The organism is Silvimonas iriomotensis (assembly GCF_014645535.1).
Taxonomy (GTDB): Bacteria; Pseudomonadota; Gammaproteobacteria; order Burkholderiales; family Chitinibacteraceae; genus Silvimonas; species Silvimonas iriomotensis.
In genome coordinates, this window is record NZ_BMLX01000002.1 from 1,040,323 (window position 1) to 1,062,848 (window position 22,526).

Below are 22,526 nucleotides of genomic sequence, written 5' to 3' on the forward strand. Positions count from 1 at the left end.
TTATGCGCCAGAGCCATCGGCCTGATCGCCCTGGGCCTTGGCTGCTTCAGCAGCTTTGGCGGCCTTTTTGGCAGCGGCGGCGGCCATGGCGGCTTCGATCTTGGCTTTTTTTTCCGCCTCACGCGCGGCTTTTTCTTCCGGGCTCATGGCTTCTTGCTCCGCTTTTTCGGCGGCGCGTTTTTCCATGGCAGCGCGGATACGCTCGGCCTTTTCCGGATCAAGCTGGCTGACGGGTGCGGCCTCGGCTACCGGGGCAGCAACGGCCTCCGTGACCGGCGCAGCGGTTGCATCAGCCGGCGCGGCAGATTCGCCCGCTTGTGCGGCAGCTTCCGCTTTCTTGGCGGCAGCGCGCTCCATGGCGGCTTTGATCTTGGCGGCGCGCTCAGCGTCGGCCGGGTCAGCAGAGCTGGCAGCGGCTTCATGCTTTTGTGCGGCTTTGGCAGCCAGACGCTCGGCCTTCTCGCGCTTTTCCCGCTCTTCGCGGAATTGGCGGAACTCGTGACGTTCGCGCGCCTGGTCGGCGGCTTTCTTCGATTTCTCGGCCGCCCAGATTTCAGACTTGGAGAACCGGAAGTAATCCACCAGCTGGATATTGGACGGACACACGTAGGCACACGCACCGCATTCAATGCAGTCGAACAGGTTGCGTTCCTGCGCCTTGCCAAAGTTCTTGCTCTTGCCGAACCAGTAAAGGTCCATCGGCTGCAATTCTGCCGGGCAGGCATCGGCGCATTTGCCGCAACGAATACACGGCATTTCTGCCGGCTTGGGCGGGAACAGGCCGCTGCTCTTGGCAATGATGCAGTTACCGGCCTTGGACAAACCGACATCCGTACCCGGAATCTCAAAGCCCATCATCGGGCCGCCGTAGATGTACGAATCCGAATCCGCCTTGTTGCCGGCAAACGCCAGCAGGTCCGCAATCGGCGTACCGATCAGAGCGTCCACGTTGCCGGGGCGTTCCACATTGCCGGTCAGCGTCACCACGCGGCTGATCACCGGCTCGCCGTGTTCGATGGCGCGGTAGATGGTGTACACGGTGGCCACGTTGAAACACTGCACGCCAAGGTCGGTAGAGCGCACACCCGACGGCACTTCTTTATTGGTCAGCAGCTTGATCAGTTGCTTGGCGCCGCCGGACGGGTACAGCGTCGGCACCACCACGACGTCAATCTTGAACTCGCAACCGGCAATGGCCGCGCGCATGGCGTCAACGGCTTCGGGCTTGTTGTCTTCTACCCCGATCAGCACTTCGCGGGCCTGCAACAGTTGCTGCAGAATCTTGATGCCTTCAACGATCTGGCTGGCGCGTTCGCGCATCAGACGGTCGTCGCAGGTAATAAAGGGTTCGCACTCGGCCGCGTTGATCACCAGGGTATCCAGGCCATCTTTGGCACCGCCGATTTTCAGGTGCGAGGGGAACACCGCGCCGCCCAGACCCACCACGCCCATATCACGCAGGTAATCGCGGATGGCGCGGCCGTCGGCATTGCGCCAGTCAAAGCGCGTGCGTTCAATCCAGCGGTCTGCGCCGTCAGATTCAAGGGTGATGCAGTATTCCAGCAAGCCGGACGGGTGCGGCACGCGTTGCGGGCTGATCGCCACAATGCGGCCGGAGGTCGGTGCGTGCACAGCGGCAGACACCGTACCGTCGGCCGCGGCAATCATCTGGCCTTTGAGCACCACATCGCCCACGTTGACCAGCGCCTTGGCCATGTTGCCAATGCTCTGATGCAGCGGAACGACCAGGGTAGCGGGAATCGGGCCTGCCACAATGGGCGAGCCGGAAGATTCATCTTTGTGTTCCGGCGGATGCACACCGCCATGGAACGGGAAGAAAGTGGCGGCCAGCGCGGCACGTGCGTTCATGCGGCGGCCTTTACAGTCAACGGAATCACGGGGTAACGCCATTTCCAGGTGGTCACGGTCTCGCCCACGGTCTGCATGCTGATGCAATCGACCGGGCACGGCGCAATGCACAACTCGCAACCGGTGCACTCGCTGGAGACAATGGTGTGCAGGTGCTTGGCCGCGCCGACGATGGCGTCTACCGGGCAAGCCTGGATGCACAGCGTGCAGCCAATACAGGTGGCTTCATCAATGATGGCAACCGACTTGGGCTTCTCTTCACCGTTTTCGGCGTTCAGGGCCTTGAACTCTTTGCCCAGCAAATCAGCCAGCTTGCGGATACCGTCTTCGCCGCCCGGGGGGCAACGGTTGATATCGGCTTCTTCATTGGCGATCGCCGTGGCGTACGGCTTGCAGCCGGGAAAGCCACACTGGCCGCACTGCGTTTGCGGCAGGATGGCGTCGATCTTGTCCACGAGCGGATCTTCGTCGACTTTGTATTTGATAGCGGCCCAACCCAGCACAGCACCGAGCAGGATCGCCAGAATCGCCATGATGGCGATGGCAAGCGTAAAGGTCAGCATAAGATCAGAGTTACTTCACAAGGCCGGTAAAGCCCATGAACGCCAGGCTCATGAAGCCGGCAGTAATGAACGCAATCGGGGTGCCCTTGAAGGGCGCAGGCACATCGGCCCCATCCAGCCGTTCGCGGATGGCTGCAAACAGGATCAGGATCAGGCTGAAACCAAACGAAGAACCAAAACCGAACACCAGCGATTCGGTAAAGCTGTATTTCTGTACCGAGTTGATCAGCGGTACACCCAGCACAGCGCAGTTGGTGGTGATCAGCGGCAGGTAAATACCCAGCACCTGATACAGCACCGGGCTGGTTTTATGAATGAACATTTCGGTGAACTGCACGATGGCGGCAATCACCACAATGAATGACAGCGTGCGCAGGTATTCCAGATGCCAGGCCACCAGCAACTGGTCAATCAGCCAGGACGAGCCCGAGCCCAGCGTCAGCACAAAGGCCGTGGCAATCCCCATGCCGATCGAGGCCTCCAGCTTTTTGGAGACACCCATGAACGGGCACAAGCCCAGAATGCGCACCAGCACCACGTTGTTGACCAGCACCGCGCCAACCAGCAAGAGCAAATAGTGATTCAAACCCATCGTCAGAACCGTCGCTATATCGATTGAATCGATAAATCTGTCATTCGAGGCCCGGATTATCCAACCTCCAGATATACCGGGCAAGCTTTATATCCTGCTATCCATATAACCGATATGGCTTATCAGGAACGCCAATGATTTTCTTGATAATCAAGGGCCTAGGCGGCGAAGCGTGAGAAGGAAGAAGGTGCCGCGCAAAACCGGTGTGCCCGCCATGAAACCCTGGCTTGCCGGCCTGGCTTTTACCCCTCGCCCCTCACACCTCTCCCCTCACACATTAGTACCGGATAGAGGCAATCGCTGAGGCGCATTCTTCGACCAGCGCCGGGCCACGGAACACCATGCCGCTGTAGACCTGCACCAGCGAGGCGCCCGCGTGGATTTTCTCCACGGCGTCATCGCCCGACAAAATGCCGCCTACGCCAATGATCGGCAATGCGCCATCCAGCGCTTCGGCCAGTTCGCGGATCACCGACGTGGATTTGGCCCGCACCGGTGCGCCGGACAAACCACCAGCCTGGGCGCCGTGCGGATGATGCTCCACCCCCACGCGCGACAGGGTGGTGTTGGTGGCAATGACGGCGTCGATCTGATGCTTGACCAGCCGGTCGGCCACTTCCTGAATCTGGTGGCTATCCAGATCCGGGGCAATTTTCAGGGCCAGCGGCACATAACGGCCGTGTTTGTCGGCCAGTTGCTGCTGGCGTTGCTTGAGCGCGCCCAGCAGGTTGGAGAGCTCATCGGCCTGCTGCAACTGGCGCAGATTCTTGGTGTTGGGCGACGAAATATTCACCGTCACGTAACTGGCGTACTCGTACACCTTCTCAAGGCAGATCAGGTAATCCTCAACCGCGCGTTCGATCGGCGTATCAAAATTCTTGCCGATGTTGATCCCCAGAATGCCCTTGTACTGCGACTTGCGGACGTTCTCGACCAGCTTGTCCACGCCTTCGTTGTTAAAGCCCATGCGATTGATGATGGCTTCAGAATCCACCAGCCGGAACATGCGCGGCTTGGGGTTGCCCGGTTGCGGGCGCGGCGTGATGGTCCCGATCTCGATATAGCCAAAGCCCAGATCAGCCAGCGCATCAATGCACTCGCCGTTCTTGTCCAGGCCCGCCGCCAGCCCCACCGGATTGGGAAACTCCATGCCCATGACCGTGGTCGGGCAAGACACGGGCGCCGGCATGAATGCGCGCAACAGGCCGAGGTCGTGCGCAAAGTTCATGCTGCCCAGCGTGAAATGGTGCGCCGTTTCCGGGGCAAGCATGAATAAAAACGGGCGAACTAGTGGATAAGGCATGAGCGGTCTTGTATTTATGATCCGGTTCAACAAACAAAAGTGCGGCCAGACTCTGGCCACAACAAATGGACCGCCGGGGCGGTCCATCCTGTATTACTGCGGCTTACGGCTTGCGGTTGACCGCGGCGTCGTACGTGTTCTGCATCAGGGTGGCCACGGTCATCAGACCCACGCCACCGGGCACCGGGGTAATCCACGATGCATGCTGGCGGGCCACTTCAAACTCAACGTCGCCACACAACTTGCCATCGGGCAGGCGATTGATACCCACATCGATCACGATCGCGCCCGGCTTGATCCAGTCGCCTTTCACAAAGTTGGGAATACCAACACCGGCCACCACCACGTCAGCGCCGCGCACCTTGTCCGCCAGATCTTTGGTCTTGCTGTGGCACACGGTCACGGTGGCGCGCGCCAGCAACAGCTCCAGCGCTTGCGGGCGACCCACAATGTTGGAGGCACCGACTACCACGGCATCTTTGCCTACCAGATCAATCCCGGTACGCTCCAGCAGCGTCATGACGCCGCGCGGCGTGCACGGACGCAGCAGCGGCATCTTCAGCGCCAGACGGCCAATGTTGTACGGGTGAAAACCATCGACGTCCTTCACCGGGTCGATCAGTTCGATAATCTTTTCAGCGTTGATATGCGCCGGCAGCGGCAATTGCACCAGAATGCCATCAACTGCGTCATCGGCATTGAGCTTGCCGACCAGCGCAACCAGTTCCGCCTCGGATGTGGTTTCCGGGAGGTCATAAGCCAGCGAAGTAATGCCGGCGTTTTCACACTGGCGCTTCTTGTTCCCGACGTAAACCTGAGAGGCCGGATCACTGCCAACCAGCACCACGGCCAGCGCCGGTGCGCGATGACCCGCCGCCTTGCGCGCATCGACCTTGGCGCGCACGCTCTGAACGATGTCCTGCGAGATGGCTTTTCCGTCGAGAATTTGCGCTGTCATAGGCGGGCTCCGGCACTGGTTTTATTGATAAGGGCAGTATTGTCTCATTTTTCTGGTAATAGACTCAATCTTCAGGCTTGACGTAAGTATCTTAACCTCGCTATAGTCTCGGTCTCGTTCGGGGCGTAGCGCAGTCTGGTAGCGCACCTGGTTTGGGACCAGGTGGTCGTGAGTTCGAATCCCACCGCCCCGACCCTGTATTAAAATCTGCTCTGTACAATCAAGAAATGTAGCCTGATCCGGGCGCCCGTAGCTCAACCGGATAGAGCAACGGCCTTCTAAGCCGTAGGTTACAGGTTCGATTCCTGTCGGGTGCGCCAATATCTGGCCAGGATGTACAGCAGAATCAGTTTTACGGTTTATGCGTTGCGTAAACCAGCAAGTTTTGTGGTGGCTGTAGCTCAGTTGGTAGAGTCCAGGATTGTGATTCCTGTTGTCGTGGGTTCGAGCCCCATCAGCCACCCCACCGAATGTTCTAAAATGCATCTAGGCCCGAATTCATTATGATTCGGGCCTTTTGCATTTTAGGTTGCGCTTGGGTTGCTACACCGTCTGTGACACAACACTTTCGGAGCACCATCCATGACCAGCGCAACACTGCCAGAACACACCTTCCGTCGCGGCGCACTCGGTACCATTTATTTTCGCCGGCGTATCCCGATTGAGCTGCTTCCCACTTACCCTGAAAATCAGACCCATATCGTATGTAGCCTGCATACATCTGACCTGCGCGAAGCAAAAATCCGGCGCAATGTCGAAGCCTCGCGTGTAGATGCGGAATTTCAGGCAAAACGTAACCAGCTTACCCTGACCATGGCGTCACAAAATACCAAGCGTATTTACCGCTTACCACCTGAGCAGGCGCAAGAAATCGCCGCGTTCTGGTCTCAGCAAGTATTGCTCGGTGATGAGCAACGCCGAAAAGACGGAATGGACGATGAAGAGTTCGACGAAATAAACATTCAACTTGAAGAAACGCTCGCCAGCTTGCGGCGCATGCTGGCACAGGGCAATAGCATGAATGTAATGCCGGTTCTGCAAAGCTTTTCGTCAATGTGCGGCTTGGAACTGGCAATCAAGGAAGAAAATGCTCAACACAGTGCATACATCTTCTTGCGCACGATGGTCAAAACACTTGAGCTTCAGCTGGAACGGCAAAGGGGGCAAATTGTCGATGCTGATGAAGCCACTGCAAAGGCCAGGCACCCGCTTCTTGTAGCGGCCCCCGAACGCGCGGGCCAGGATGTGCAGCAACCATCATGGGAACTTGTATTTGATGCCTGGCGCGAGCATGTCGAAGCACGCCCCAAATCTACAACTATCGCATCTCAGACCCCGTGGCGTTCCCTTTGCAAATCCGTGAAAGCCAAGGGCATAAACCTCCCGGGAGAAGTTACAGCTCGTCACATGACGGAGTTTGTACAGCAAATGCGTGATGCCGGATTGGCCGTAAAAACCATCAATGAGCGAATTTCAAAGATTCGTGCAATTTATCGTATCGCCGTCGGAAAACATCTTCTTACGCATAACCCAGCGGCTCAGACAATTGGATTCAAGGAAAGTAGCGTCAACAAACGCCGCAAGCGCCGCCTCTCGTTGGACGAGAATGACCTGACGATGCTTTTTGGTTCCGGCATTTTCACACAACACCTGCGCTCTAGAGGGCAATCAGCAGAAGCCAGCTACTGGATTCCCCTCCTGATGCTCTATACCGGGGCCCGACCCGAGGAGATTGCCGGACTCGCTATCAGCGATATCAGGCACGATAACAACTCAGGCTGGCACTTCAACATCATTGACCGTCCCTGCAAAGAAGACATGGACCTGTTCGAAACTAACACACGCGAAAAAGCGATTCCGGATAGCCATCGTCGCACATTGAAAAACGCGCCTTCCACACGCAAGATACCAGTCGCGCAGCAACTCATTGATTTAGGATTGCTTCGTTATATCGAGTGGCGCAAAGAACGGCACGAATCGGTACTGTTTCCGGAGCTCACCAAAGACTGGCACGGGAAACTGTCAGGTGCGTTCTCGAAATTTTTTGGGCGTTACAAAAAAACGGTAGGCATCAAGGACCCCAGAAAAGTGCTGTATTCGCTTCGGCATACAATGAAAGACCTGTTGGAGCTAGCCGAATGCCCACGCCCGTACTTGCGCAGAGTCCTTGGTCATACCATTGGAGACGGGGCAATTACCGACAATTATGGTTCTGATTTGCCACTGAGTTTGATGGCAGAACACTTTGCAGTAATTCGCTTTCCAGCCATTCCTGCGGAGCCATGGCAACCGGGGAAGGGCTACATTTCCCTGAAAATGTAGCGTGAACGCTGGCGGTTAAAGACTGACTGGTAAGACATGTATTAAACCGCCAGCAACCACGTACGGGTAAGCGGGCAAGACCAGGTTCATAACGAAGCCAAGGTCACGGCACAACTGCGCAAGGAGCCAAGAACCAGTTTTTAAGTGGATTGTTAAGCCAGCAAGAAGGCGGCCATATTGCCCACCTTTTTTACGCCCAGAAGCAGCGCCCTCCGATTTCTGACGTGCGGGCCAATGCACTGCACACGCTAAAAATAAAACTGCAATCCATACGTTGGGCTCGATAGCGCGCACTGCATCGGGTGCGCATCCGAGGGAAGCATCGCGTTCCCGGCGCCCGTCGTGCATGTGAATGATGAATCTATTATGGCTTCCCGCCCTTCTTTTGAACCTCATGAATACGCCGCCTATCTGGTCAACCACAGACAGGTTGCGACAGCAAACGGACAGTTGTACTTCTGGTCTGGAACACACTGGCAATCCCAGACCGAGACAGAAATGTACAAGGAGATTTATCGCTGGCTTGTGCAACGCGACCCGGCCTGGGCAAGCAAGGAAAACGTCCGGCGTGCCTATGATGCGGCGACGTTGTTTGCCGAAGGACTGCCCCTGCTTGCGTCCGGGCAGGTTGTGCTGCCGGCGAGAAACGGCTACATCCATCTGGACGACAACCACAACCCACTACTCCACCCTGCCGACCCAAGACTGGGGCTCACCTATGTACTTGGCTGCGATTTTGACCCCGACAACCGTGAGGCGCCAATCTTTACGAGCTTCCTCGAAGAGGTACTGCCTGACTGCTCAATACGCGAGCGGGTCCAGGAATACGTCGGGTATACACTGTTGGGAGACACCCGCTTCCAGCGTGCGCAGTTCTGGCTTGGCACCGGGGCCAACGGCAAAGGCGTTCTCGCCAATATCGTGCAGGCCCTACACCAGCAGGTCCGCGCGGCGTCGCTGACCCAGCTTTCCAACTTCCAGTTATCGGGCCTGCTGGATGCCAGCCTTATCTACGTTGACGAAGTGGCGCGCAAGCCGATTGACGAGCAATTGCTCAAATCCATGATTGCCGGAGAACTCGTTCACATTGACCGTAAATACCAGGACCCCGTTTCGGCTCGAATTCTTGGTAAATGGCTGGTGCTGGGCAACCAGCTTCCTGTAGTGTCGGACCAAAGCACCGGTTTCTGGCGGCGCTGGGATTTCATCCCGTTTGCGGTGACCATTCCGGAGGCAAAGCGCGACCCAAAGCTTGGCCAGCGCATCATCGACAACGAATTGTCGGCGGTCCTGAACTGGGCTATTGAGGGCCTGACCCGGTTGTTACAGAGAGGCCGGTTTGACCCGGAAATGCCGGCTGGCATGACGGCTCTACTGCACGACGCTCAGGTCAACACCGACTCTGTTGCTGCCTGGATTAGCGATTGCGACATCGGAATCGCCAAAGGGTCCAGCACTCTCAAGAGTGCCGTCTTTGACCATTACCATGGCTGGTGCAAAACGAATGTCCTGGCCCCCTGCAGTGGCCCCCAGTTCTGGAAGCGTATTGAAAAACAACTGCCAGGCATGGAGAAACCCCGCCCCCGGGAAGGCGGCGTTCAGCAACGCAAGTGCAACATCAGCCTGCCCTGAAAACGCCCCCATTCCCGGCCGAAAATGGGCCATAGTGCATCTCAAAGCGGGTCCGTATGGACCCGCTTTTTACCGCCAGCGCCCTTGAAGCTGGCGACGGCACCGGCACTGCGAGACATGGATAACACCGTTCAAAAAAAGTGTGCCAAGGGCCCTGCGACCGTTCAACCGCACCGCCTGGCCACCGGCTTTTTCGTCGTGAAATCGGCGCGGGGGCTACATAGACACTGCCCGTCTGAACACCGGAACCATATCTTTTTCATTGAATGAGTCAACTGAGTCAACTGAGTCAAGAAGATAAAGATAACTACGCACATGACCTCTTCCCCCCTGTGCAGGTCACCACCAAGAGTTTGTTGTGTTTTGCCTGACTCATTGACTCAGCACGGTATCAACTGACCAGGTGACCAGGTTTCCAGCGGATGCGCAGGGCATTGTCCACCACCGTTACATCCGTTGGCACCGCCGCGGCACACTGTCACATCACATCAAGTTGACGTGCACCGGGAAGCATCATTCGCCACCCACATCTGCTTCACCACAGACTATCATTTGACGAACCATTGATACCCTACAGGCTAGCAGAATGGATTCCAGGATGAGACAGCTCCGACTTGAGCAAGTCCAGGACTTGGTCGAGGTATATTCGGATTTGGCGAAGCGGCAGCCCCCGCAGCGGGGATGGCTGAAGACCATCCGGGAATCATTAGGGCTCACAGAGCGGCAGCAGGCAGCCCGATTGGGCATTGCCAGTTCAACCTTGCACAAATCGGAGCTGGCAGAGGCTGAGGGGAGAATCACGCTCGGCCAACTGCGAAAACTGGCTGAAGGGCTGGACTGCGAGTTGGTCTATGCCCTGGTGCCCAAGAAGCCACTGACGCAGGTTATCGATGACCAAGCGCGCTCAGTTGCGTTACGGGAGGTCAGCGAAGTGGCACACAACATGGACCTGGAAGACCAACGCCCGGCACCCGACCATCTTCGCAAGCAGGTTGAACGAAGAGCAGCAGAACTGCTTCGCGGTCGCTGGTCCGACCTGTGGCGATAGCTTCAAATAAAGAGCCTAGCCACACATCGCACCCCCGACAAGATTGGCCAGGTGAGCTTTGGTCCAGTCGTTTTTGCTGATAGGTATGGCTCACTGAGTGAGACAATCCTGCTGGAATATCGAATTAAAAAACCGGCCCATCAGGGCCGGTGTGTGAATCACGGTTGGTGCTCTACTCGTCAGTGGCAGTTGCAGTCTGGGCGACCGGTTTTGCCAGCTTGGCGGCCTCAAAGGCGATGATGAGCAATGTGCCGGTGGGTTTGCCTTCCCGCGACATGTAGAAGTCCGCCTTGAGTTTGCCGGTCACCTTCACAAAATCGCCTTTTTTCAGACCCGGGTCCTGGTCCTTCATGATGCGCACCGTGTACCAGGTCGGGTCAGCGTCGCTGCCCCGCTGGCTTTCACACATACGGAATTCAAAATAGCCTTTGCCACCGGCTTTTGTTTCCTTGCGTACGGGCTCTGTTGCATTGCCGAAAACCTGCATTGTCGTCCCTTGATATGAAGTAAACACGAGTGCCATGCACCCCCTGCTTCATATAGCGAGCCCGATAAAACAGCCTCTGGCTATTTGGCCTGTCATGCGGTTTCTTCAGCAGGGGCAAGCAGGCCCGACGACAAGGGCGGCCAGGAGGACAGGGTTTGCGGACGGCGATAAGGCAGGTAGTTCTCGCCGAACCAGCCGGTGTCGGAATATGGGGTGCGTCCGTCGAGGCGCAGCTTTGGCAACCAGGTGGGGAGCATCTGCACGATGACGTGCCCGCACAGATGCGGCGCCAGGCTGAGCCGTCCGTCCGCCTGGGTGATTTTCAACTCACCCCAGACTTCGTAGGTGCCGGGCTCGGTTTCGTGAAGCAACCGTCTGCCGGGCGCACCATAGCCGAGTTCGCTGACCGGTTTGACCAGCTCCCGGGCCAGCGCGATGGCGCGGGCGTAGATACGTTCGGAGCGGGCGTAGACCACCACACGACGCAGCGGGTGACCGTCACCCAGTGTTGAACCGACCTTGAGGTACAGCGCGCGCAGCGACGCTTCGCGTTCGGCACCGCGTTTGCTGCGGTCGATTTCAAACCAGGTGCAGCCGTCCGCTTCATGCGCAAGGGCATCGGGGCGCAACCAACGTTTGACGTCACGACCGGATTTCGAAATGGTCACCTGCAGCAGCCCGCTGGCACTGGCGGCCCCGGAATGGCTCAGGTGGGCGAGGCGGACCAGCAGCTCTGCTTCGGATTCCGCGCGCAACCGACGTACTTCACAACTGTTGACGACAAAGCTCGTCCACAGCAGGTGCTCGGGATTGGTCATGTCTGCCACGCGGCGTGTTGACGCTGCGGCCTCAATGCCTGCGTCTTCGAGGTAACGGGCTCCGGCTACCGTCAGGGCGTAGACGTGCTGGAACCGGTCAGTGCGGTAGCGCAGGACGTACCCGGCCTTGACGAGGCCGCGCATGGCACGCTGCGCGGCGCTCAGCGCAGCTTTGAAGGGACGCTCGGCAAAACAGAGCACCGCAATGTCAAACGTCCTGATAACGCGAAACCGGTTCAGCGCGCTCAGTGCGCGCAACTGGATACGCTGTTGCAAATCGTGCGGCGCCACCACGGTGGTGAGGCCGCGGACTACACCGTGCTGTTTGGTCGGTGCCACTGGAGAACCAGTTTTTTGGTGACGGTGGCGGTCGGGCAAAGCCACCGGTGCGGAGGGTGGCGTATCTGTTGCATTGGGCGTGAACGGTGATGTTTGGTCGTGGAGCATGGATACTATCCGGAAGTTGGCGTGTCACCGGCATATCGCAACAGCACGTAGCGTCTGCAGCGGCGTGCCGGTGATGCCACGTCTAGCCAGGGCCATTGCACGACCTCTTTGCGTACTACGGCACACCTCGCAAATGACCCTCATCGTTCATCAAGGCCTGCAGGCGGCATTCATGACGCAAGGGGCAACTGTGCTTCCCGTCCTGACTGCCTTCGCGCCTTGGGGGCGCGGCTGCGACGTATTCATCGCGACGTTCGGCAAGGCCCGATGTCTCGCAGCGGCTGCGCCGGTGCGCACCCCCGCCGCCGGCCCCAGACCTTTCATCAATGCCGGATGTGTTTTCGGGACCGACGGCCCAAATGTTCTTCCTGCATGTGCACTTCCCCGCTTGCCCCGGCTTTTGACATCAAAACTAGAGTTTTGACGTCAAAAGTCGGGGGCCCGCAGCGGCGGGGTCAGGTATTCACCTGGCCGTGAGCCGGGCATGCGCAAGCCGGCGGCGGGGGTGCGCCCCCGCGCATCCGCCCTGTCGCGAGCAACTGTATCCTCACTGGCGTGACCCGGTGGCAGGTACGACCCGCATACGCGGCCGGTTGTCCGTCAAGGCACAGGGCTGGACGCCCCGCCATCCGCCCGCTGGTCCTTCATGATGCAACCGTTTGGTAGCGTCGGGCCGGGCCTTTTGATTGACGCTGGAAACGAGGCCGAGGGTGCCATCATCGAGTACCTGCGTACGGTGGCGCGTAAGGCGCCGCCACCGTTCCGGGCGTACCATGCCATCGTGGTGCCAGCTAACCAGCACAGGGAGCTATACGTGGTATCTGTAACCACCCCGTCACCCACTTATGGCTCTCATCATTCGCATCAGCAATCGGACGGCCCGCCTGCTGCGCCGGGCCTGGATTCCTAAAGGCACCCACGGCAATACGCATGCCTATGCCCAGGACACACCTGTCGGGAGCCTGCCGCTTTCGGCAACCTCCTTGCCAGCGGGTTTTCCGGTGGGCCAGGCGCCGTTGACCGCAGAAGAACTTGCTACGCTTGAACACAAGGTTTTTGAACCGGCTCGGCTCCGGGAACGCGAACGGCTGCATGAAGCCCGGGAGCAACAGCTTGACCCGCAACGACGACTGACTGCGGCCGTAGCACTGTTGCAGGAAGCGATTCCGCTGACAGTAGAACGCCCCTTGCCGGCACGCAGGCTGGCAGAACTGGCTGATGTCGTTACGGTACTTCAAAACACCAGCAGCCCATCACCCAGCCAGGACCCGCTCCACCGAATCCTGGTGGCCATCCATGACGCAACAACGGCCGTGGGGCAAGGATGCTACGGCAACCGACCGGTAGATATGCCTTTGAAGACGTCAGAGGTAAACATCACCTGGACCGGGATTCGGAATGCACTGCTCGGCACCGGGGAAACCAACCTGATGCGAGCATTGCAGCGCGGCGGCTGGGTGAAGGTAACGGATGCAGGAAAATAGGCCACCAACGATATCGTAACGGTAAACATAAAGGCTCCGACTAAGGCAGTTTACCGAAGCAACCTCACACCGTAAGTTGCGAGCGCGCATCAAGCCACGCAGTAGCCATTATAGAAAAAGCTTCGGGGGTAACCCTTAAGTTTTATGTGGTTCGGGACAGTTCGAGGCACTTCAACGCATGCGCATTGTAAAATTCTCACAACGTCGCATAAAAGTAGAAAAATTATCAATTAAATTACGATTCTACCGTTAACTTCCAAGAAAAATGCGCTGTTGACTACCTGACAAACGCGCCATATAGTCAGCCATACTGGATGTAAGAGGACGCCTACGTCCTTTGCAATCTGACTATACCCGCGCCCAGATTTAGAGGCAGCGCACCTGCCCGGAGGTGGTTCCAATGCAACGCGAAACTGCTGAAAAATTTCATGCCGCCGTTGTTCTCGATGCCAGCACCGATGCAGAGTTGGCGGTCTTCCTGCAAGCCGCGCTAACTCGCGGCCAGCCCGTGATGCTACTGGCCAATGCATACACCGTACGCATCCTAACTTTGAACGACAAAGAGCTCTGGGAAGATAAGGCACGGGGCGATTTTGGCCAAACATGCTTCGACACAATAAAACCGTTATTGAAAAAAAAGCTGTTTTGCTGGGTGGATGTTCCCCGGGCGGATTTATATTCTGAAGAAGTTGTGCTACCAGAGTTCGCAGCGACTACTGCTGCCAGCACAATTTCCCGGTGGCTGAAAGGCCTAAACACCAAAAACAAACGTGAAGGCGAAGCCTCACCCAAGACCAAATCCATCGTCGCCTATCGTGCTGCGTGGCGTTGCCAGTTTGATGGCTGCGGTGCCGACTTGGGCACCCATACAGCCAGCGGAAAAGAAATGAACGTGGGCTATTACGCCCATATTGTCGCCGCTTCTGAAGATGGCCCAAGGGGCGAAGCAGTCCTTTCTGCGGAGCTAGTCGATAACCCGGACAACATCATGCTTATGTGTGATGGTTGCCACCGTCTTATCGACCGGCAGGACCCCACCAAGTACACCAGAACTGTCCTGAATGAAATGCGTATTCGTAGTATCGCCAAAGTTAAGGGTTTGCTGGATTCACTCACTTATCCGCCCGTAACGGTGATTGCAGCAGTTGGCAATATTGAGGGTCAAGTACCCTACCTCAGCATGTCGAAAATCAATGAAGCATTGCACGCGGCCGGGTTGCGTGCTGCGAGTCAGGACTTGTCACCGTTATTTCGAGTCGAAGCTGGCGCGCAAACGAGTACCGCCACCGACTATTGGCAACATGCTGCGCTCATGCTGCCAGACGACATTTCATCTCTTAAGCGGAAGCTCGCGGGGCTTGAGTCTCACCGCACAGAGGGTATATCGCGGCCCACTTTGGCTGTTTTTGGCATCACCAGCACTTCACTATTGATTCTGCTGGGCCGTATTCTCGGCGACTACCAAGGCACCCATATATTCCAGTCGCACCGAAACCCGGCGTCATGGACTTGGCCAAAGGACGCGGATGTCCCGACGGACGACAAGTACAAAGTCGAAATATTGCGTGTGCCTGATGCTGGGCAAGTGCCCGCAGAAAACGCATGCCTGAAAGTTTCACTCACCTTTGATATTGAAACATCGCGTCTCACACAAGCCTGTCAGCAGAACAATAATTTGACCATACCCACCATCGAAATCAAGGTGGCTAATCCGCATTTCAACATCATTTCTCACCCGCGAGACCAAGACTTATTTGCAGAGGCAGTAGACAAGGCTCTGTACATCCTTCAAGACCAGTGGAAGTGCAAGCGAATTCAACTCTGTGCCGGCGCGCCGGTATCTGCTTTGGTGATTTTGGGACAAAAGCTTCAGGCTCGTCATCATGCAACAGTGGTGTGCCACGAACCCGGTCAAGAATTTGTTCCCGTCATGGAACTGACGGGGGAAATGGCACGCCTGCTATTGGTTAACAAGGTTATTGACCTGAAGCGGCTATAGATAAGGCTCTTCGCGCCAAGCCAGTCATCCAAGGCGCCAATGTTTCAGAAAATGGACAAAACATGACAACTAACCGCTCAAGTATTTCTCTTGAAGAACGTGTTTTGAGTGCATCTACAGATGACCAGCAGAAATGGCAGAATCTCATCTTCCGTCTGCTGCGCAATCTGGAACTGGACCCGACCCTGCGCAAAGAGGCGGAAGACGAGTATCAGCGTATTGGCCGTCGGTTGGCTGAAAAACTGGATGTCCAATCTCACGAAATTACCGTATTTGCGCAGGGCTCGATGAGCACTCAAACCACCGTGCCAGCCAAGGGTAATACGAATTTCGACCTCGACGTGGTCGCGTTTTTGCACGCCCCAAAATTCAACAACGCTGAAGCCGAAGCTTTGTTCCATATGGTTGGAAATGCGCTCAAAGGAGACGCCTCAGCCGGTGAGCCGGAAGAACGCCGCCGGTGCTGGAAGCTGCCATTTCCGGGCAAACGCTTCTACTTTGATATCACACCCGCAAAGAAAGACCTGCACGGCTATTACAGCGATAAGTTACTGGTCCGTGACGTAGAGGGCTTTAAAGGCTGGAGTCCGTCCAACCCCGCTGAATTCACTGAGTGGTTCAACGCCCAAGCCGAACTGGAGTTTCGTTTTACCACGAACTATTTCATCGAAGCACGAGGCATTGCTTTGGACCACATTGAGCCCCTGCCTCAAGAACCGGTAAGTCCATTCGACGTACTCCGCCGTACAGTCCAGTTGATGAAGCTGCATCGGGACCATACGTACTGGGAGGCTACGCCGGAACGCAAGAAAGCCCAGCCTATCTCGGTGATTCTGGTAACGCTTGCGGCGAAATCCTACGAATGGCTATATGGACAAGGCCGCCAGTTCGCTACCCCCCTTGAACTGGTTTTTGCGTTAGTGGCAAAAATGCGTGATTTCGTTCGCTTCGACAACCAGGCAGGGTGGTGCGTTGAGAATCCCGTATTGCCAATGGAAAATTTTGCTGAGCGCTGGAATGACGAAGGCTCCAATCGCGCAGATGAATTTGGATGGTGGCACGACACATTCTCGCAGCATCTCAGCATGCTTTTTGATGACGAATTCACCTCTGCACGGCACGAGGAAAAACTGCGTAAAGCATTTGGGGGCAATGTGTCTGATGCTTGGCGCGCAGCGCAAGCCAAACCATACTTTGGCCAATCTGGCCAAATGACAAGCCTGCGCAATAGCTTGGCTACTGCTGCAGCAAATGCGACCCAGCCATTGCCGACCGGAGCCAAAGGGTCCAACAACCTCGCATGACAAAGCCCGAATTGATGCATGGGGAACACTGTATGTTCCCCAGCATAATAGAGAAGATAGATAGTTTATTGTCGTCTCACGGGTTCTCGCGAGAACGTGACCAAGAGTCCTTTGCACGCGCGAGGGTCTGGGTGCTGAACGACATCGATTGGTGCGAGCATAGAATGCCATTGCGGCTGGTGCTGCCTGGTTCATTTCCTGCAGACCCCGCCGAATTGTTTATCAACAATGAATGGTGCCTGAAGCTTCCGCATGTAGAGGGCAACGGGCACCTTTGCCTTGGAACATTCGTCGACGGCATTGACTTTGACCAGCCTGAATTGGCTATCAAGCGGGTACTGGACCAGTTCGAAGATTTCTTGCTGAAATGCGCAGACCCTCAATGGGTCAACGCCGAATTTCACAACGAACGCGAGAGCTATTGGTTGCGCCATATGGATATGGCCATACCAGCACAACTCAAGCCACCGCCTGACCTATGGCTGCAACTTCCACGGGTTCCCGAGATTGCGGCATGTGTTATGCCCGCCCGAAAACTCAAGGGACGCAAAATATCCTTTGCAGCTCCTTCGGAAGAAAACCTGACGGAGCTCGTCGAGCGGTATGACTGGGAAATTGACAAACAGGTTGCTGGCGCCGCGTTGGTCTTGTATTTGCCCGAAGGGGTGCCGTGGACACCTCAGAGTTGGCCCACAACCTTCAAACAGCTTGACGACCTGTTCATTCAACACGCTGGCACAAGTGCATCCATTGCAGCGTGGTTAGGTCGGAAACGCTGGACGCATGACGTGCCAATGTATGCGGCTGTCGTTCAAGGTGCGGCAACCTGCGGCTGGTATCTCTATCAGCACACTTGGGTTCCGCGACCGGTTCCAGAACTGCGGCCTGTGCGTGTAGGGCGCATAGACCGGACCTGGGCTTTGTGTCGAGACCATCAGATAGATAAATTGGATATGTTGTCAGAGAAACGAGTCACTATATTCGGTGCTGGTTCTGTAGGTGGTGCACTAGCAGAAGCCTTGGCACGCGCAGGGGTTGGTGGAATTGACCTGGTAGATACGCAGCTATTTGAAGCAGAAAATGTATCGCGCCATATTTTGGGCATCGCAGATGCTAGAAGGGTTAAAGTCACCCGGATTAAAGCCAAGCTGCAGCGCGACATACCGGGTATCAATGTTCATGCCTGGTGTCTCGACGCGTGTACATGGTTAAGGAGTAATGCGGCAAAGGCACGGTCGGACATTATTGTCGACTGCACCGGAGAGACCTCTGTACGGCTAGCGCTTGCTCAATACCAGGATGCAGAAGGATTGCTGCTTGCACGCATGAATGTATGGACTGAACCCTACGGTGCAGCAGGGCACGTGGTAGTCGTGACTGGTAAGGATGTCTGGCCCCTGACAGACCCAGTGGATGACAAGGTTAACGTAGCAAGATGGCCGGCCGACACTCGCGTCGAGCTGCCTGGGTGCGGTCACGGGTTTCACGAGTACGGGCTTTCTGACATTGCACCGTTGATTGGAATTGCTACAGCGGCCGTGTTGGAGCAGCTGGATAAACCTGACACTACTTCGAGGGTCTTGTCACATGTGCGCCGCCCGGATTTTTTCCTGGGGAAGGCGCCGGGCATAAAACTGAATCGTGAGTACCACTTTGAAGATGGGGAAGAAGCCAAAACGCTGCGTTGCGACCTTCAGAAGATGCTCTATGGGGGGAAGCTAACTTGACGCTTAGATATGCAATGGTCAGCGCGACCTGGTGTATCGAGTTTAGTGAACAAGTACTCGCCGTTTTTACAGAAAATGCCCAGCTCACCCGCGCGCATACAGAATCGGTGGGACAGCTGTTCACGCCGGACACCTCAACTGATGTCGTCAAGGTGACATTCGCCACCGTGTTGAAGCCCAAGCATGCCGGGCGCACCGGCGTCTCATTTGACATCCATAGTGCCAATGCAGAACGCAAGAGGCTATTTGAGCAGGGGCTCCACTGCATCGGATTCTGGCATACGCACCCGGAATCCCACCCCACGCCATCCGGCCCAGACGCTGCTCTTGCACGTGACCATGCCAAGGCGGCAAAGGCCAACCTCAATGCCCTAGCCTTCATCATTGTTGGCAATGGGCGTCTTGAGGAGAGCCTGTATGTGAGCGTTCATGATGGCGAAAATTTTCATCGTTGCGTCCTGCTGAACGCCACCCAGACTGCAACTATCACAAAGCCTGCTCACAACCCAAATTGACACCGATACAGGCGGTTGCTGCCATGAATCACGTTAACGTGTAGCAGGAAGCATAAGCTGAGATTTTTCGCCACGCTTGGCAAGGCTTTGCGGGGCAGTGCGAAGCATCGCACGAGATTTTGAGAGGTATCCAAGCGAGATTTATCCTCGCGTGGTTGCGGCCATCACACCGCAGATGCCATCCAGACAAACATCTCCCATTGCCATCACCCGTCATGCGGAGGGGGCCTGCCATTCAATCTATCAACAGGCAGATTTTAATTTTTCCCGGTACAAGGCTGCTTGAACAGCAAACCACCCCGTCTTTTTCCTTCTTGAAAATCGATATACTTTATTGCTGGCATCCCACATCCAACCCACAAGACCGTGCAGGCGTGAAAATTAATGATTGGCAATTTCATCTGCCAAGGCGAAATAAAAAAATGAAAACCAGACAAAAACTACTTACTTTTTTGCTTTCTTTCCTTTTAACAAATATGGCGTTTGCGGGATTTGATGAAGGATTGGCCGCATATAAAGCTGGCAATTACCCTGTGGCGGTGCGCGAATTTTCGATTGCCGCCGGGGCAGGCAATGCAAAAGCACAATTTGGCCTCGCCGTGATGTATGCCAACGGCCAGGGCGTAGTGCAGGACTATGCCCAAGCTGTCGGCTGGTATCGCAAAGCCGCCGAGCAAGGCGATACCAAAGCACAATTTGGCCTCGCCGTGATGTATGCCAACGGCCAGGGCGTAGTGCAGGACTATGCCCAAGCCGTCGGCTGGTATCGCAAAGCCGCCGAGCAAGGCGAAGCCGCAGCGCAATCCAACCTCGGCACGATGTATGTCGATGGCCGAGGTGTAGTGCAGGATTATGCCCAAGCTGTCGGCTGGTTTCGTAAAGCGGCTGAGCAAGGCGCTGCCGAAGCACAATCCAACCTCGGCCTGATGTATGCCAATGGCCAGGGAGTAGTGCAGGACTATGTCCAAGCCATCGGCTGGTACCGTAAAGCCGCGGAGCAAGGCTATGCCAAAGCACAATTTGCTCTGGGCCTGATGTATGCCAATGGCTTGGGTGTAGCGCCGAACTATGCCCAAGCCATTGGCTGGTATCGTAAAGCCGCCGGGCAAGGCGATGCCGCAGCACAATACAAGCTCGGCCTGATGTATGCCAATGGCCAGGGCGTAGCAAAAAACACAGTGATTGCATACGCATTGTTTAATATTGCAGCGATTGATGGGCTGGCCAGGCACATAGAAAGCAGGGATATTGCCGCTGGACGACTAAACGGCAAGCAGATTGAAGCCGGGCAGCGACTCACCACGGAGTTGGCCAAACCCAATAATTTGGGCGCCGCTATTGATGCCTACCTGAAAAATCAGAAGTAATCTCTGAGCTATTAGGTCTGGCTAAATGAATAGAAGCGCAGTACTTCATCGCGTCGAGCGTTCAACCGCAGGTGGGTCAGAGGGATTGAGGGCGCATTGAACGACGCCATTGTCTATCGGGGTTAAAGTCTTTACATTGCGAGTCAAGTGTACGGACCTGCTAACGGCAGCCTGTGAAATCTGGACCGCCCTGGACTGGCCCCATAGCCATCTCGCCCAGAGCGCCATTCGCTTAAAAAACCTGTCAATGCACTCAGCGAGCCCATTTTGACCAAAAAAATCAGTGGTGCGGAATATCCCATCGCCAAAATCTTCAGCTCGGACTTTGATTACCTCATTCCGACTTATCAGCGTCCCTATGCTTGGACCACTGTTCAAGCCGGCGAGCTCTTTGCTGACCTGCACGATTTCTACATCAAGGAAAAAGAAGACACCTATTTTCTGGGCAGCATTGTGCTCATCAAGGAAGAAGGCAAACCCTTGGCAGAGGTCATTGACGGGCAGCAGCGCCTCACGACACTCACCATCCTTCTTTCGGCACTGACCCACCGCGCGACCGGCAACATTCGTGATTCGTTTAATCGCTACCTTTGCGAGCCCGGCAATGAACTGGAAGGTTTGGCACAAAAACCGCGACTGACACTGCGGGAACGGGACCGTATATTTTTCAAGGACTATGTGCAGGCGGTCAAACTGGATGAATTACTCCGTATCGACCCCGCCCAATTAGATAATGAGTCACAGCGCAACATTCAGGCGAATGCCCGGCTGTTTATGGAGCGACTGCAGTCAACGTTTGGTGACGACCCGCAGGCAGCCACCGATTTCGGCAGCTTTCTGGTGCGACGATGTTTCCTGGTTGCTGTTTCCACCCCAAGCCAGCAGGCAGCATTCCGGGTGTTTTCGATACTCAACAGCAGGGGGCTGGACCTGCTGCCCACAGATATCATCAAATCGGACGTGATTGGCAAAGTCCGCGAGTCGCTGCAGTCCGAGTACAACGAAACTTGGGAAGACCTTGAGGTCGAAGCGGGTCGGGATGGTTTCGCTGAAGTCTTTGGTCATATCCGCATGATTTATGCGAAAGAAAAAGCGCGTCGCGCCCTGCTTGAGGAATTTCGCGAACGCGTCATTGATAGGGTGCCATCGGCGGAGAACCTGGTCACCCAGGTGATTGTTCCGTACACCCAAGCCTACCTTCTTGCAAAGAACTGCGAATACGTTTCGACTTCCAATGCGGCTGAAATCAATGCACTCCTGAAGTGGCTCAATCGAATCGACAATTCAGACTGGCTGCCCAGCGCGATGAAATTTTTTGCGGAACATCAGTCGGATGCGGCCTATGTCAATTGGTTTGTCACTCGCTTGGAGCGGCTCGCCGCCTACATGCATATTTGTGGTTATGATGTGAACGGGCGAATTGACCGTTACGCCTTGGTGCTCAAGGCGCTTGAACAACCGCATTCTTTGTCAAAACCTGTGGCCGCAGTGGAGCTCACCCTAGCCGAGAAACAACGCTTCCTCACAAATCTCCAGAGTGAAATTTACTGGCTGACGGCCCGCCGGCGCAATTATCTGATTTTGCGCCTTGATTCCTTCCTGTCCGATGGTGCCGCAGTATATGACCCCTCCGTACTGACCATTGAACATGTGCTGCCACAGACCGTGGCTCCCGATTCAGAATGGGCCGCTCAGTGGCCAGACGCAACAGAGCGGTTGTTCTGGCTCCACAGGCTTGCCAATCTGGTGCCGCTAACTCAAAGGCGCAATTCACAGGCGCAGAATTTCGAGTTTGAGCGTAAAAAGAAAGCCTATTTTGGGGGTAGGCAGGGTGTGTCATCCTATATCCTGACGACACAGGTTCTCGCCACTCCCGCGTGGTCACCCGAAGTCGTACGCGGCAGACAGCAAGAACTCGTGGATGTTCTCACTACAGGATGGGGCCTTACATCGACGTGAATGGCCCCGACAGTTCGAGCTTGATGAGTCAGGCGTGAGCGGCAACGCAACCAGCATGGACCATGCAAGGTTGCCTACCGCTTTTTTCATCACAAACGCACCCAGACTTCAGTTGCTGTCCGAAATGAGCTG

Annotated in this window: 17 protein-coding genes and 3 tRNA genes; 13 read left to right on the top strand and 7 right to left on the bottom strand. The window is 56.0% G+C overall.

The annotated features are described in order from the left end of the window. The 5 genes from rsxC to folD all read right to left on the bottom strand — a co-directional run bounded on the left by rsxC (position 1) and on the right by folD (position 5,285). Positions 1-1,869 carry an electron transport complex subunit RsxC gene (rsxC, locus tag IEX57_RS11325; RefSeq protein WP_188704417.1) on the bottom strand — a complete coding sequence of 623 codons (1,869 nt, stop codon included), beginning with the start codon at positions 1,867-1,869 and terminating at the stop codon, positions 1-3. Continuing rightward, positions 1,866-2,432: an electron transport complex subunit RsxB gene (gene rsxB, locus IEX57_RS11330; RefSeq protein ID WP_188704418.1), complete on the bottom strand. Its 567-nt coding sequence runs from the start codon at positions 2,430-2,432 to the stop codon at positions 1,866-1,868. Before rsxB ends, rsxC begins: the two co-directional genes overlap by 4 nt. Positions 2,433-2,442: 10 nt before the next feature. Next, entirely contained in the window at positions 2,443-3,024 is a 582-nt protein-coding gene (gene rsxA / locus IEX57_RS11335) for an electron transport complex subunit RsxA (RefSeq protein ID WP_229708974.1), read from the bottom strand. Between the two features lie 277 nt (positions 3,025-3,301). Continuing rightward, entirely contained in the window at positions 3,302-4,327 is a 1,026-nt protein-coding gene (locus tag IEX57_RS11340; protein WP_188704419.1) for a quinone-dependent dihydroorotate dehydrogenase, read from the bottom strand. 103 nt (positions 4,328-4,430) lie between these two features. Next, entirely contained in the window at positions 4,431-5,285 is an 855-nt protein-coding gene (gene folD, locus IEX57_RS11345; protein ID WP_188704420.1) for a bifunctional methylenetetrahydrofolate dehydrogenase/methenyltetrahydrofolate cyclohydrolase FolD, read from the bottom strand. Positions 5,286-5,404: 119 nt separating this feature from the next. On the opposite strand from folD, the gene IEX57_RS11350 reads away from it, so the two are divergent. The 6 genes from IEX57_RS11350 (at position 5,405) to IEX57_RS11375 (ending at position 10,287) form a co-directional block, all read left to right on the top strand. Next, a tRNA-Pro gene (locus IEX57_RS11350) sits at positions 5,405-5,478 on the top strand. 50 nt (positions 5,479-5,528) lie between these two features. Then, positions 5,529-5,605: transfer RNA gene (locus tag IEX57_RS11355), tRNA-Arg, on the top strand. A gap of 70 nt (positions 5,606-5,675) precedes the next feature. After that, a tRNA-His gene (locus IEX57_RS11360) sits at positions 5,676-5,751 on the top strand. A gap of 116 nt (positions 5,752-5,867) precedes the next feature. Further along, positions 5,868-7,607 carry a DUF6538 domain-containing protein gene (locus tag IEX57_RS11365; protein WP_188704421.1) on the top strand — a complete coding sequence of 580 codons (1,740 nt, stop codon included), beginning with the start codon at positions 5,868-5,870 and terminating at the stop codon, positions 7,605-7,607. 342 nt (positions 7,608-7,949) lie between these two features. After that, complete coding sequence (locus IEX57_RS11370; RefSeq protein WP_229708975.1) at positions 7,950-9,239, top strand: DNA primase family protein; 1,290 nt, start codon at positions 7,950-7,952, stop codon at positions 9,237-9,239. Positions 9,240-9,837: 598 nt separating this feature from the next. Further along, positions 9,838-10,287 carry a mobile mystery protein A gene (locus IEX57_RS11375; protein WP_229708976.1) on the top strand — a complete coding sequence of 150 codons (450 nt, stop codon included), beginning with the start codon at positions 9,838-9,840 and terminating at the stop codon, positions 10,285-10,287. A 172-nt stretch (positions 10,288-10,459) separates the two neighbouring features. On the opposite strand, the gene IEX57_RS11380 is transcribed toward IEX57_RS11375, so the two are convergent. Together IEX57_RS11380 and IEX57_RS11385 are read right to left on the bottom strand one after the other, a co-directional pair. Continuing rightward, positions 10,460-10,774 (bottom strand): single stranded DNA-binding domain-containing protein, encoded by a 315-nt coding sequence (locus tag IEX57_RS11380; protein ID WP_188704423.1) that lies wholly within the window; start codon positions 10,772-10,774, stop codon positions 10,460-10,462. A 92-nt stretch (positions 10,775-10,866) separates the two neighbouring features. Further along, positions 10,867-12,039, bottom strand: a complete 1,173-nt coding sequence (locus IEX57_RS11385) for a replication-relaxation family protein (protein ID WP_188704424.1) — start codon at positions 12,037-12,039, stop codon at positions 10,867-10,869. An 845-nt stretch (positions 12,040-12,884) separates the two neighbouring features. On the opposite strand from IEX57_RS11385, the gene IEX57_RS11390 reads away from it, so the two are divergent. From IEX57_RS11390 to IEX57_RS11420, 7 genes are all read left to right on the top strand, one after another. After that, on the top strand, positions 12,885-13,523 hold the full coding sequence (locus tag IEX57_RS11390; RefSeq protein ID WP_188704425.1) for a hypothetical protein: 639 nt from the start codon (positions 12,885-12,887) through the stop codon (positions 13,521-13,523). A 400-nt stretch (positions 13,524-13,923) separates the two neighbouring features. Then, the gene (locus tag IEX57_RS11395; RefSeq protein WP_188704426.1) at positions 13,924-15,522 is read left to right on the top strand and encodes an SAVED domain-containing protein; all 1,599 of its coding nucleotides are present in this window, start codon (positions 13,924-13,926) and stop codon (positions 15,520-15,522) included. Positions 15,523-15,584: 62 nt separating this feature from the next. After that, positions 15,585-16,826, top strand: a complete 1,242-nt coding sequence (locus tag IEX57_RS11400) for a nucleotidyltransferase domain-containing protein (RefSeq protein WP_188704427.1) — start codon at positions 15,585-15,587, stop codon at positions 16,824-16,826. Further along, the gene (locus IEX57_RS11405; protein ID WP_188704428.1) at positions 16,823-18,553 is read left to right on the top strand and encodes a ThiF family adenylyltransferase; all 1,731 of its coding nucleotides are present in this window, start codon (positions 16,823-16,825) and stop codon (positions 18,551-18,553) included. Before IEX57_RS11400 ends, IEX57_RS11405 begins: the two co-directional genes overlap by 4 nt. Then, positions 18,550-19,068, top strand: a complete 519-nt coding sequence (locus tag IEX57_RS11410; protein ID WP_188704429.1) for a Mov34/MPN/PAD-1 family protein — start codon at positions 18,550-18,552, stop codon at positions 19,066-19,068. Before IEX57_RS11405 ends, IEX57_RS11410 begins: the two co-directional genes overlap by 4 nt. A gap of 476 nt (positions 19,069-19,544) precedes the next feature. Next, complete coding sequence (locus tag IEX57_RS11415; RefSeq protein ID WP_188704531.1) at positions 19,545-20,435, top strand: tetratricopeptide repeat protein; 891 nt, start codon at positions 19,545-19,547, stop codon at positions 20,433-20,435. Between the two features lie 267 nt (positions 20,436-20,702). After that, positions 20,703-22,394 (top strand): DUF262 domain-containing protein, encoded by a 1,692-nt coding sequence (locus IEX57_RS11420; protein ID WP_188704430.1) that lies wholly within the window; start codon positions 20,703-20,705, stop codon positions 22,392-22,394. The last annotated feature ends 132 nt before the right edge of the window (positions 22,395-22,526 follow it).